We start from the raw sequence: 12,424 nt of genomic DNA, 5'->3' as shown, positions 1-12,424 counted from the left end.
CGTAGCGGCAACGCGGGCCGCCAGGTTCATCTTGAGTCGGTGCCCACGCGGCGGCCGCGACGCGCAAGTGCGGATCGCACGCCGAATTGCTGGGGGATTTCGCAGTTTCCGCAATCGTCATATGACGGCGGATCGTTCATCGCGTTCACGATGAACGCGAAGTGCGACGCAGGTCCACTGCGGTTTCGTCTGCAACCGCGCGCGACGCGGCATGGATGAGCGACGGATGCTTCGCCCATCGCTCGCGCGGCAGCGCCGAGCCGAGGGGGAGGCCTCAGCTTCGACGCTGTGCGATCCGATGCGTCGCGGCCGCGCCGCCGCCGTTCAATCGCCGACGATGACGTGCGGCATGAACCGCGACGTATCCTGGGTGATCGGCCCGGCATCCTCGCGGATGCCCATGCCGGCGGCCTGATCGGCCACGACCCAACTGCCGATCAGCGGATAGTTCGCCTCGCCGTCGGCGCCGTCGAAACGCGGCAGCGGATACAAGGCCTGACGGATGGTCGGGCCGTCGTCGTAAGGGCCGTCGCTGCGCAAACGCTCGCCGTCCAGGCCGACCAGTTCGATGTTGGCGCCTTCGCGCGAGAACAGCGGCTTGCGCACCCAGCCCGGCGCGAGTTCGCCGGCGTCGGCGTCTTCGAAATGCGCTTCCAGCAGGTTCGGATGGCCGGCGTGGCGCTGCCACAGCAGCGGCAGCACGCCCTTGTTGCTGAGGATCGCCTTCCACGCCGGCTCGATCAGCTGCACGCGCGAGCCGGCCAGCTTGGGGCCGTATTCCTCGGCGAACATCCACTCCAGCGGATACAGCTTGAACAAGGTGCGGATGACCCGGTCGTCGCCGTCGGTGAAATACCCTTCGCGGCTCAGGCCGATGCCTTCGATCGTCAGTTCCAGGGTCTGCACGCCGGCCTGCTCGGCGCAGTCGCGCAGGTAGCGCACGGTGCCCTGGTCTTCCAGCGAGCCTTCGACCGCGGCGAAATGCACCGGCGTGGCGATGCGGCCCTCGCGCGCCAGCGCGCCGAAGGTTTCGATCAGCAGTTCCTGGATGCGGTTGTACTGGTCGCTGCGCTCGCCCAGTTCGCCGCGGGCGATGTTCTGCTCCAGCCACAGCCACTGGAAGTACGCCGCCTCGTACAGCGAGGTCGGCGTGTCGTAGTTGAGCTCGTACAACTTGGCCGGGCCGCGGCCGTCGTAGGCCAGGTCCATGCGGCCGTACAGGTGCGGCTCGCCGCGGCGCCAGGAATCGGCGATCCAGTCCCAGTACTCGCGCGGAATCGCCAGCCGCTCCAGCAACTGTTCCGAACCGGCGACTTCGTCGACCAGGGCCATCGCCATGTCGTGCAGCTCCTGGGTGGGCTGCTCGATGTCGTCCTCGATCTGGCGCAGGCCGAACGCATAGCACGCGCGCTCGTCCCAGTACGGCGCGCCGTCGATGGTGTGGAAGCGGAAGCCGAGCGACTCGGCCTGTTCGCGCCAATCCGGGCGTTCGGGGACGACGATGCGTTTCATGGATGCTCGAGTAAAAGTGGATCGGCGCCGCGGCTCAGCCGCCGCGGCCGCCGCCGAAGCCGCGGCCGCCGCCGTCGGAACTGCTGCTGCGGCCGAAGCCGCCGCGCGCGGCCGCGCTGGAGCCGAAGCCCGCGCGCGAGACGGTGACCGCGCGCGCCGGCAGCGCGGTGTCGCCGGCCTTCTTGCCGTAGACGGTGCCGCTGTAGGTGCTGACCTCGCGGCCGTCGGGCTTGAGGTAGCCGCCGCTGCGGTAATCGCGGTACAGCGGCGACACGCCGCCGACGCGGTAATAGCCGCCGCCCCCGTTCATCGCCTGCGACAGCGCGTAGCCGATCAGGAACCCGGTCATCGGCGGGATGTAGGTCGGATGCGCGGCCGCGGACTGGCCGGCGAGCGGCTGGCAGGCGCCGAACTGCTGGTTGCACTCCTGCTCGCTCTCGAAGCGCGGCGCGAGCTTTTCGTGTTCGACCAGGGCCTGGCTGTAGGCCTTGTCGCATTCCTCGCGCGAGACTTCGGTCTGCACCCTGCATTCTTCGCGCGAGGTCAGGATCTTGCCGCTGGGATCGTCGTCGCAGCCGGCCAGCACCGCCGGCACGGCCACCGCCATCAGCACCAGCCGCAGGTTGCGCGAGCGCTTGCCGCGCGGCGCAGTGTCGTTCGCAGTCTTGGTCATGGCATCGCTCACGGCGTCATCGCGGCGGCGTTGATGAGGCCGACGCTGACCGACACGCCGGCGGAGAACACGCCCGCGCCGATCTGGCCTTCGGTGATCTGCTGCGACAGCTTCGGCGAGACCAGCCGCGCGAGCAGGAACGCGAACAGCTGCACCACCACCGACACCGCGCCCCAGATCGCCGCGTCGACCAGGCTGACCGAGTTGGAGATCGCCGAATGCAGCGGCAGGGCCAGGCCGATCAGGGTGCCGGCGAAGCCGGTCGCGGCGGCGGTGTTGCCGGCGCGGATCAGGCTGAGCTCGCGGTGCGGGGTGATCATCGACACCGCCAGCGCGGCCAGGACCAGCACGCCGATGCCGATGCCGGCATAGGCGAGGAAGTTGAGGAAGCTGTAGGCGTTGATCGGTGCGTCCATGGGGCGGTGTCCTTGCGGTGATGGCGGTGCGGCGCGGAAACTCAGGTGATGTCGAGGTCGGCGGTGTTGAGGTCGATGCCGAGCGCGTAGGTGACGACGAATTCGCTGGGGCCGTAGTCCTCGGCGGTGACCAGCAGGAACTCGTCGCGTTCCAGCTCGGGGATCTCGCGCCGATACAGCATCGCGTAATGGGTCAGATCGTCGTCGCGGCGCGGCGGGTCGTGCCGGTACAGCACTTCGTCGTAGACCACCGGCGGCACTTTCTCGGCGATGTCGTCGCCGAATTCGCGGTACCAGGTGCGGCCGGCGTAGTCGATCGAGGCCGCGCCCAGGTGCGGGTGCTCCTGGATGAAGCGCTTGAACGCGGCCTGGTTCGGCGGGTTGACCGTGTCGTTGAAGACGAAGGCCTTGATGCCCTCGACCTGGCCGTTGGCGGTGCTGACCTGCAGGTAGGCGTCGTCGTCGAGATAGAAGCGGTGCAGGGCGTGGCCGCCCTTGAGATCGATGTAGCCGTAGCAGGGAATGCCCTGGTGGCCTTCGGGCAGGCGCAGGGTCCAGGCTTGCGGATTGGCGCGGAAGGTCAGCGTGTCGAACGCGACCCGCCCGTTGATGCGCAGCCCCAGCGGCAGCTCGTGCGCGAACGGCAGCGCGGGCTTGTCGGCCTCGCGTTTCTTGCCGCCGAACAATCCGTCCAACCAACCCATCCCGATGCCCTCGCGATTCGTTTCTTCAGGCCGCCGCGAGCGACGCCCACGGCAGGCGCGCGCCGTCGATGCGCGCGTCGGCAAGGTAATACAACAATGTGCCCGGCGCGATCTCGACATGATCGGGCGGATTCAGTACCGGCGCGGCGGTGCGGCCGTCGCGGTAGCCGATCCACAGCGCCGATTCGCTGCGGAACGCCGCGGCCAGCTTGCCCGCGCGCACCGGCGCGGCCGCGGCCGGCACCTGCAAGCTGAATTGGGTCGGCCCGCCGGCGCCGAGCCATTCGCCGGCCACCAGCGAACTGCCGGCGTCCTGCGCGGCGCGCGCGATCACGTCCACGTGCAGCGGCCGGGTGCATTCCACATGCGGGTAATGGTTGCGCACCAGCTGCGCCACCGCCGCCAATTCGAAGTGGGCGACGATGTGCGCGGACGGCTGTTGCGCCATCACCGCGAACACCGCCGCCAGCGAGCGGTCGTCGTCGGCCGCGTGCACGATCACCCGCGCCGCGCCGGCCAGCGCGGCGCGTTCGTACTCGCCGCAATCGGCGTAGGAATCGACCGCGACGAAGCGGATCTGGTCCGGCAGCGGGTTCTCGCCGAGCCCTTCGGCGACCAGCACGATGCCTTCGTCGTCGGTATTGGCGTCGGCCAGCAGCAGCTGCACCAGCCGTTGCGATTCGCGGCCGTGCCAGCCGATCAGCACGGTATGGCCGCACAGGTCTTCGTAGCTCATCTTGCCCACCTGATGGCGCTTCCAGAAATTGAGCAGGCCGGCGCTGGTCTTGGCCAGGATCGAAGCGAACAAGGCGATCGCGCCGGGCATCACGAACAGCGCCGCGACCCAGCGGCCCGCGGCGCTGCCGGGCGACAGGTCGCCGTAGCCGATCGTGCTGGCCGTGGTCACGTAGTAATAGACGAACGAATCCCAGCCCAGCAGCTTGGCTTCGCCGGCCGCGGCCAGCAGCAGCCAGGTGAGGCTCATGTGCGCCGCCAGCGCGGCGGCGACCACGCCCCAGCTGATCCGGCGCAGGTGCCCGCGCAGGCTGCGGTAGAGCTTGCCCAGGACGATCATGGCGCGGGCCTGCGGCGTCGCGTGCGCGGTTTCGACATCCGTTTTCCCTGGGAGCGGCGCGTCGTGCGCCGGTGGTGCGCGTGGTTTGCGGGGCAGGGTGCGCGCCCGAAGGCGGGGTTCGCCGCAACGGATCTGTCGCGGTCGCGGCTCGCGCCGCTCCTACATGAGCTCCCTGTAGGAGCGGCGCGAGCCGCGACCGCGAAAATCATGCTCCGGCGCCACCTGTCGCGCGCCGGAAACGCGGTCAGTCCTTGCGCTCGACCTTGTCGGCCTCGCGCACTTCCGCCGCCGGCAGCGCCGCCGGCTCGTGGCTCAGCTGCTGCACCGGCTTTTCGCGGAAACGCTCGAGGATGTTGTCGACGCTGGTCGACTCCGGCAGCAAGCCGGCCGCTTCCAGGCGCTTGTTCAGATCGCCGTCGCCGCTTTCCGACTCCAGCTGCGCCGCCGCTTCCAGGCGCGCGCCGCGCTCGGCCTGGCGCTGCTGGATGCGTTCGAGCGAATCCAGCGCGGTGGTGACCTTGCCGTTCGCGCCGGAGTGGCGCGAGGCGACCGCGGTCTGCGCGCGCTGCACCGCCTCGGTGGCCTTGACCGTGTCGACCTGCTGCTTGACCCGCGCCAGCTTGCGCTCGGTCGCGGTGATCGCGGTCTTGAGCTGGTTGATGCTGGCATCAAAGCTGTTGATCGCCTGCTCGTCGTTCTTCAGGTCGTTCTCGACCGCGGCCAGGCGCTCGGCCACTTCGCGCGCGAGCTGCTCGTCGCCTTTGCGCAGCGCGCCGGCGATGTAGGTCTCGTACTCGGCCTTCTTGACGAAGCGGTCCTTGCTGCGGTTGGCCTGCAGCTGGCGCTGCGCCATGACCTTGGTCAGTTCTTCCTTGGAACGCGCCAGCTCGGTGCCGGCGTCGCGGATTTCCTGATCCAGGATCTTCAGCGCGTTGGCGTCGACGACGGCCTGGCCGGCCTCGTGCGCGGTACCGCGGAACAGGGTCAGGATCTTCTGCAGGATGCTCATGCGCTCACCAGATAGGACTTGAGGGCTTCCACCGCGTCGATCGCGTTGTCGGCCAGGGTGCGGATTTCCAGCTCGATCTGCTCGGCGCTGGAGTCGGGCGCCATCTCGCCGAACACGATGTAGACGTCGCGGTCGTTGATGGTGGTCAGGCCCAGGTTGGACAGCGGGTTGATCGGGTTCAGGCGCAGGCAGGCCTCGTTGAAGCCGGCCACGTCGCGCACCTGGCCGGATTCGACCAGCGGGGTGGAGACGAAGATCTCGCGGTCGGTCAGGGCGATGGTGATGCCCAGGTCGCCGCTCTCCGGCAGGGTCACCTGGATCGCGCCGTCGGCGGTCGGCACTTCTTCGACGTTTTCGGCGCCGAAGGTGGCTTGCAAGCGGGCGATCAGTTCGTGCGTGGTCCAGCGGGACATAGGGCGGTCCTTGAGGGAGAGTCCTTGAAAGACGGGTGCGGCGCGGGCGTCCGGATCGCAGGGGCGCGGCGCGGGCGGCGCCCGGTGGCCCGCCGCGATCATCGTCCGTGACCGTGCTCATGGAACGGGAAGGTTATAGGGGCGGCCGCGGGCCGGCGCAAGGCGCACAAGTCGCAGGATCGCACCCCCATACACGGCGCAAAGCCCGCAGCGGCGGGGCCTGGCGGGTCGCGCGCACGTCCGCGCCGGAGCCGGCCGCGCGGGCCGGGCTTTGGGCTAAACTGTCCGGCGGAACTACCCGACCGGCATTCCCGGCCCGCGATTCCGCCCTGGCGGCGGAAGGCGGACCGTCCCAGGGCGGGTCCGTGCAGCGGTCGCGCCGAACCCCGGTGGCGGCCACGTCGATGGCTCGATGCGCCCCCGGGCGGGGCGCACGCAATAGGTGGACCGTGCGCAATTACGACCTTGAATTCCTGAAGAAATTCTCGATGGTGATCGGCTTCCTGATGCTGGTGACCCTCGGCCTGATGATCGCGGCCTATTTCGTCCACAAGCAGCTGCCGCAGGAGATCGATCCGCGCGCGGCGGCCCGCACCGAGAACCGCATCGCCCCGACCGGCGCGGTCTACGCCGGCGCCACCGGCGCGGCGGCGCAGCAGGCGGCGGTCGCCGCGGCGGCGGCCAAGGCGGCCTCGCAGGTCGCTTACGGCGGCACCAAGGACGGCAAGGTGATCTTCGACAGCCTGTGCGCGGGCTGCCACAAGTCCGGCGCCGGCGGCGCCCCGACCCTGGACGCCTCGCATTGGTCGGCGCGCATCCCCAAGGGCAAGGACACCCTGCACAAGCACGCCATCGAAGGCTTCACCGGCACGTCCGGGATCATGCCGCCGAAGGGCGGCAACCCGGCGCTGACCAACGAGCAGGTCGCCGCGACGGTCGACTGGATGCTCAGCAACATCAAGTAAGCCGCCGCGCTCGCGCACGGCCGCACGAACCGCGCCGCCTTCGGGCGGCGCTTTCGTTTGCGCCGCTGGCCGTCGCCTGCGCGGCGCCGGACCCGCGCCGACAGCGCCGACCAGCGGCCGCGTTGCCGCCAGACGGCACACGACGATCCGCAATCCGGGTGCGGATAATGGCCGCTCATTCGACCCCGAGCCCGCCATGACGCGCATCCGCCCCGCCCTCGCCTTCGCGCCCTGCCTGCTGCTGGCCGCCTGCGCCAGCGCGCCGCATGCCGACCGCGGCGCGGCCGCGACGGTGCCGATCGGGACGCTGCAGTCCGCCGGCGCCGCCGCGCCGGTGCGCGTGGCCGGCGTGGTCACCGCCGCGCTGCCCGACGCCGACGGCCAGCCGGGCTGGCTGCTGCAGGACGCCGGCGACGGCGACGCCGCGACCTCGGACGCGATCTGGGTGCTCGGCCCGGCCGCGGCCGCATTGACGCCGGGACAGACCGTCGAAGTCGCCGGCCCCGTGCGCCGCGCCGCGCTGCCGGTCGGCGGCAAGGGCGGCGCCGGCAAGGGCGGCGCCGACACCTTGCTGGCGATCGACGCCGCCCAGGTCGAACCGCTGCGTTCGCGCGCGCTCGACAAACGACTGCGCGCACTGACCCCGACCGTCGTCGGCGCCGCGCCCGACTGGCACGCCCTGGCCGGCATGCGCGTGCGCATCGCCGCGCCGCTGACCCTGGCCGACCGCGACCGCGAACGCGGCACCGTCGAAGCCGCCTTCGACGGCCCGCTGTGGCAGCCGGGCGAACGCGCCGCACCGGGCAGCGAAGCCGCGCGCGCGGTCGCCGCCGACAACCTGCGCCGGCGCCTGACCCTCAGCGGCGACGCGCTCGGCGACGCGGCCTACGCCGCGCGCAGCGGCAGCCGCCTCGACGCGCTCGAAGGCATCGCCCTGCCGCGCAACGGCCGCCCCGGCCTGCGCCTGGAGCATGCGCCGCAGCTGCAGGCGGCGCCGCGCCCGCAACAGCCGCCGCGGGTCGACGGCAGCCTGCGCATCGCCGCGTTCAACCTGGAAAACCTGTTCAACGGCGACGGCCGCAGCGGCGGTTTCCCGACCCCGCGCGGCGCCCGCAGCGAAGCCGAGTTCCACGCCCAGCTGGCCAAGCTGGTCGAAACCATCCACGCGATGAACCCCGACGTGGCCGCGCTGATGGAACTGGAGAACGACGGCTACGGCCCCGATTCGACCCTGGCGCAACTGGTGTCCGCGCTCGACCGCGCCGACGCCGCCGGCGGCGGCGCCCAGGACTGGCGCTACGCCGCGCCGTGCAAGCAGCCGTGCGCGTCGGCCGTGCGCGGCCCCGGCGGCGATCTGATCCGGGTCGGCCTGATCTACCGCGGCCAGCGCGTGGCCGCGCGCGGGCTCGCCGCGACCCTGACCCAGGGCCCGTTCGGCACCCACTCGCGGGTGCCGATGGCGCAGGCGTTCGAAGCGCTCGGCGCCGACGGCCGGCGCGGCCCGGCGTTCGTGGTCGCGGCCAACCATTTCAAGTCCAAGGGCTGCCGCGACGCCGAAGGCGGCGACCGCGACCAGGGCGACGGCGCGGCCTGCTGGAACGTGTTGCGCAGCGATTCGGCGCGGCGCCTGGACGCGTGGCTGAAGACCGACCCGACCCGCAGCGGCGGCCAGCTGACGATGATCGTCGGCGACCTCAACGCCTACGCTCAGGAACAACCGCTGCGCGAGCTGTACGCGGCCGGCTGGCAGGACGCGTTCGCCGCGGCCAAGGTCGCCGCGCCTTACAGCTACGTCTACGACGGCGAACTCGGCCGGCTCGACCACGCGCTGCTGTCGCCGGCGCTGGCGGCGACGCTGCGCGGCGCGGCCGAGTGGCACACCAACGCCGACGAACCCGAGAGCGCCGGTTATCGCGCCGGCGGCGCGGGGCCGTGGCGCAGTTCCGATCACGATCCGGTGTTGCTGGGTTTCGACTTGCTGCCGAAGTAAGCGGCGCGGCGATCGGCGCCGAAAGCGTCGGGCCTGAAGGCCCGCGCACCACCGCATCGGGCGTCGGCCGCATGCGTGGGAGCAGCGTCGGGCCGGATACGTTTTGTGCAACGGCCTTGCACTGCGATGGGCCGAGGCAACGAGCGCGCCGACCGAAGCCCGATGCGGTTGCGGGAAGGCCTTCAGGCCCGACGCCTTGCGCTCCGACGCGACACCCCCTCGACCCGGCCCGCCGAACCGCCGCGATTTGCCCGCCTTGGCCGCCGCCGCCGCGCACACGCCGCCGTAACACCCGCTGCACGCCGCCCCGTATCATGCGCGGCATGAGCAACCCCGCCTTTCCCAGCGACGCCAGCGCCGCGCTGACCCTGGCCGGTCCGGCCGGGGCGATCGAGGCCATCGTGGAAGCGCCCGAAGCGCCGCCTCGCCCGATCGTCGCCATCGTCTGCCACCCGCTGCCGACCGAGGGCGGGACCATGCACAACAAGGTCGTGACCATGGCCGCGCGCTCGCTGCGCGAATCCGGCGCGGCCACGGTGCGCTTCAACTTCCGCGGCGTCGGCCGTTCCGAAGGCGAATTCGACCAGGGCGAAGGCGAATGCGACGACCTGCGCGCGGTCGCCGCGTGGGTGCGCGCGCAGCGTCCCGACGCGCAGCTGTGGCTGGCCGGTTTCAGCTTCGGCGCCTACGTGTCGCTGCGCATGGCCGACGAACTGCAACCGAAGCTGCTGCTGTCGATCGCGCCGCCGGCCGGACGCTGGGACTTCGACCGCATCGCCCCGCCCAGCGGCTATCCGTGGATCGTGATCCAGGGCGAGGCCGACGAGATCGTCGATCCCGAAGCGGTCTACGCCTGGATCGGCGGCCTGCGCCAGCCGCCCGAGCTGGTGCGCATGCCCGACACCTCGCACTTCTTCCACCGCCGCCTGATCGACCTGCGCGGCGCGATCAAGAACTCGGTGCGCCCGCACCTGCCGCCGCCCATCGACGGCAGCGCCGACCACGACGCCGGCGGCGCCGCGCCCGTCTGAACCCGACCGACCAGGACGCTTCCCCCATGCGCCTTCCCCCCCGCCTGGCGCTGCCGCTGGCCGCCGCGCTCGCCGCGGCCGCGCTGCCGGCCGCCGCCGCCGGCATCGACTGCGGCAAAGCCAAAAGCCGCAACGAACAAGCCATCTGCACCGACCCGGTGCTGCGCCAGCGCGACGGCGAACTCGCCGGCGCCTACGCCGCCGCGCTCAAGGCCAGCGACTACCGCGGCGAACTCAAGAAAGACCAGCAAGCCTGGCTGCGCGAACGCGACCGCTGCGACGGCCAGGTGCGCTGCCTGCGCATGGCCTACGTCGGCCGCCTGACCGAGCTCAAGCCGGCCGCGGTCGCGGGCAAGTTCGACTGGGCCGGCGAGTGGACCCGCAGCGACGGCACCGCCACGCTCGCGCTCAAGCCGGCCGGCGACGACCGTTACGAACTGGAGCTGCAAGCCAGTTCCGGCGCCAACACCGGCCTGCTGTCGGGCCGCGCGCGCAAGGCCGGCGACAGCGAGATGGCGTTCAAGGGCCAGGGCGACAACGCCGCCTGCGAACTGACCTTCCACCGCTTCCACCGCCAGATCCAGATCGAACAGCAGCACACCGGCAGCGACTGCGGCGCCGGCATGGGCGTGCATTTCAGCGGCCGCTACCTGCCCGGCCTGCCGGCCGCGGTGGCGACGACCCACTGGACCCTGCTCGACCTCGGCGTAGTGCTCAAGCCCGAGGACGACGCGCGCCTGCGCGCGCTGATCGGCGACGACTACGACGCCCTGGTCGAACGTCTCGACGTCACCGACACCCGCCGCGACGAAGAACTCAAGGCCCAGGTCACCAACGGCTACGTGCGCGGCGTCGCGGTCGACATGCGCGCGCTGCTGATCCAGGCCGACGACGGCCGCCAGTGGGCGGCGATCCGCGCCGAGGACAAGCAGGGCCACGCCGAACTGCGCTACTACAGCAGCGATCCGGCCTGGACCGGCAAGCTGCCGGCCGCGGTCGACGCCTGGTCGGACGGTTACCAGGAACAGGTGCCGGTGCGGCTGATGTCGGCCGGCGGCCGCGTGCTGAAGCCGTGAGCGCGAACCTTCGAGCCGACGCGGCGGCCACGCCGTCGCAGGCCTACGCCGCCGGCGTCGCCCGCGGCGACTGGGGCGACGATGCCGCCCAGCACCCGGCGCTGCGCGAGCTCGACCGGATCCAGGCCCAGCTCGTCGGCGCGCCCGAACCCGGCCTGTTCGACCGCCTGCGCGGCAAGCCGCGCGAAGGCGTGCGCGGGCTGTACCTGTGGGGCGGGGTCGGCCGCGGCAAGACCTTCCTGATCGATCTGTTCTACGAACAGCTGCCGATCCGCGAGAAGCGCCGCACCCACTTCCACCGCTTCATGCGCGAGGTCCACGCGCAACTGCGCGCGCACGCCGGCCAGAGCGACCCGCTGGCCAAGATCGCGCGCGAATGGCGCGACAGCCTGCGGGTGCTGGTGCTGGACGAATTCTTCGTCATCGACATCGGCGATGCGATGCTGCTCGGACGGCTGCTCGAGCGCCTGTTCGCCGAGGGCGTGACCCTGGTCACCACCTCCAACATCGACCCGCCGAACCTGTACGCCGACGGCCTGCAGCGCGACCGCTTCAAGCCGGCGATCGCGCAGATCCAGGCGCACTGCCAGGTGCTGCTGCTCGACAGCCAGCAGGATTACCGGCTGCGCGCGCTGACCCGCACGCCGGTCTACCGCGCGCCGCTGGACGCCGAATCCGAGCCGTGGATGGCGGCGCGCTGGAAGGAACTGGCGGCCGGCTGCGCGCCGGAAACCGGGCCGTTGCGCATCGACGACCGCGACATCCCGGTGCGCGCGCGCGCCGACGGCCACGCCTGGTTCGACTTCGCCGCGCTGTGCGAAGGCCCGCGCGCGGCCAGCGACTACATCGAGATCGCGACCGAATACCACACCGTGCTGCTCGGCGGCATTCCGCTGTTCGACGGCCGCAACGACGACCCGGCGCGGCGCTTCGTCAACCTGATCGACGAGTTCTACGACCGCCACGTCAACCTGGTCTGCACCGCCGCCGACGCGCCGACCGCGCTGTACCGCGGCGAGCGCCTGACCGGCGCGTTCGAGCGCACCGCCTCGCGCCTGATCGAGATGCAGTCGGCCGAATACCTGGCGCGCGCGCACCGCGGCTGAGGCGCAGCCGACCGGCGGCGCGCGCCGGCTGGCCGCTGCGCGCGGCGTTCGCCGTCGGCCTCGGCGGTGAAGACCGCGTGCAGCCGCGCGCCGGCGATCGCGGCGCAAGTCCCTGCTTTCGCGCCTTTAGCTGCCGGTTTTCGCCGCGCAAGCGGCGCCTGCGTTCGCGCAACAACGCGCAAAGGCACACATCCGCGCCGCCGCGCGCGCGTTCGGACCCGCCCGCGACTGAATGCCGCCGCCGCGTCGCCGCCACCGCCGTCGCGGCGCGCGCGCAGCGCGCGCAAAGTTTCGCTGCGCCGCCGCACGAATCGCCGAACATGCTGTTTTCAAGGGGTTTTGTGCGCTCGCGCTGCGGGCGCGGCGGCGTCCGCGGCGGCGCCGAATTCCGCACGGCGCCGGGGTTTTTCCGTGCGCGCCGCCGCGATCGGACGCGCGCGGCTGAAAAACCCGC

General features: G+C 71.6%; 12 protein-coding genes. 5 read left to right on the top strand and 7 right to left on the bottom strand.

Features of this window, described 5'->3' with window-relative positions; all coding sequences use genetic code 11:
* Window positions 1–324: 324 nt before the first annotated feature.
* The 7 genes from JHW38_RS16985 to JHW38_RS16955 all read right to left on the bottom strand — a co-directional run bounded on the left by JHW38_RS16985 (window position 325) and on the right by JHW38_RS16955 (window position 5,802).
* A complete protein-coding gene (locus JHW38_RS16985; protein WP_207522508.1) occupies window positions 325–1,512 on the bottom strand; it encodes a glutathionylspermidine synthase family protein in 1,188 nt (395 codons plus the stop codon).
* Window positions 1,513–1,546: 34 nt separating this feature from the next.
* A complete protein-coding gene (locus JHW38_RS16980; protein WP_207522507.1) occupies window positions 1,547–2,185 on the bottom strand; it encodes a DUF1190 domain-containing protein in 639 nt (212 codons plus the stop codon).
* Window positions 2,186–2,193: 8 nt separating this feature from the next.
* Window positions 2,194–2,601 (bottom strand): DUF350 domain-containing protein, encoded by a 408-nt coding sequence (locus JHW38_RS16975; protein WP_207522506.1) that lies wholly within the window; start codon window positions 2,599–2,601, stop codon window positions 2,194–2,196.
* Window positions 2,602–2,642: 41 nt separating this feature from the next.
* A complete protein-coding gene (locus tag JHW38_RS16970; RefSeq protein WP_428995326.1) occupies window positions 2,643–3,311 on the bottom strand; it encodes a DUF2491 family protein in 669 nt (222 codons plus the stop codon).
* A 19-nt stretch (window positions 3,312–3,330) separates the two neighbouring features.
* Window positions 3,331–4,380, bottom strand: a complete 1,050-nt coding sequence (locus JHW38_RS16965) for a potassium channel family protein (protein WP_207522504.1) — start codon at window positions 4,378–4,380, stop codon at window positions 3,331–3,333.
* A gap of 244 nt (window positions 4,381–4,624) precedes the next feature.
* A complete protein-coding gene (locus JHW38_RS16960; RefSeq protein WP_207522503.1) occupies window positions 4,625–5,389 on the bottom strand; it encodes a PspA/IM30 family protein in 765 nt (254 codons plus the stop codon).
* Window positions 5,386–5,802 carry a YjfI family protein gene (locus tag JHW38_RS16955; RefSeq protein ID WP_207522502.1) on the bottom strand — a complete coding sequence of 139 codons (417 nt, stop codon included), beginning with the start codon at window positions 5,800–5,802 and terminating at the stop codon, window positions 5,386–5,388. The genes JHW38_RS16960 and JHW38_RS16955 overlap by 4 nt, the downstream gene beginning before the upstream one ends.
* A 449-nt stretch (window positions 5,803–6,251) precedes the next feature.
* On the opposite strand from JHW38_RS16955, the gene JHW38_RS16950 reads away from it, so the two are divergent.
* The 5 genes from JHW38_RS16950 (at window position 6,252) to zapE (ending at window position 11,970) form a co-directional block, all read left to right on the top strand.
* On the top strand, window positions 6,252–6,767 hold the full coding sequence (locus tag JHW38_RS16950) for a c-type cytochrome (protein ID WP_207522501.1): 516 nt from the start codon (window positions 6,252–6,254) through the stop codon (window positions 6,765–6,767).
* Between the two features lie 196 nt (window positions 6,768–6,963).
* Complete coding sequence (locus JHW38_RS16945) at window positions 6,964–8,757, top strand: ExeM/NucH family extracellular endonuclease (RefSeq protein ID WP_207522500.1); 1,794 nt, start codon at window positions 6,964–6,966, stop codon at window positions 8,755–8,757.
* Window positions 8,758–9,080: 323 nt separating this feature from the next.
* Complete coding sequence (locus JHW38_RS16940; RefSeq protein ID WP_207522499.1) at window positions 9,081–9,788, top strand: alpha/beta hydrolase; 708 nt, start codon at window positions 9,081–9,083, stop codon at window positions 9,786–9,788.
* 26 nt (window positions 9,789–9,814) lie between these two features.
* The gene (locus tag JHW38_RS16935; RefSeq protein WP_207522498.1) at window positions 9,815–10,864 is read left to right on the top strand and encodes a lysozyme inhibitor LprI family protein; all 1,050 of its coding nucleotides are present in this window, start codon (window positions 9,815–9,817) and stop codon (window positions 10,862–10,864) included.
* Entirely contained in the window at window positions 10,861–11,970 is a 1,110-nt protein-coding gene (gene zapE / locus JHW38_RS16930; protein ID WP_207522497.1) for a cell division protein ZapE, read from the top strand. Before JHW38_RS16935 ends, zapE begins: the two co-directional genes overlap by 4 nt.
* Window positions 11,971–12,424: the final 454 nt, after the last annotated feature.

Origin of the sequence: Lysobacter enzymogenes (assembly GCF_017355525.1) — a bacterium.
In the GTDB taxonomy this organism is placed as follows: Bacteria; Pseudomonadota; Gammaproteobacteria; order Xanthomonadales; family Xanthomonadaceae; genus Lysobacter; species Lysobacter enzymogenes_C.
This window is presented reverse-complemented; position numbering and strand designations above follow the sequence as displayed.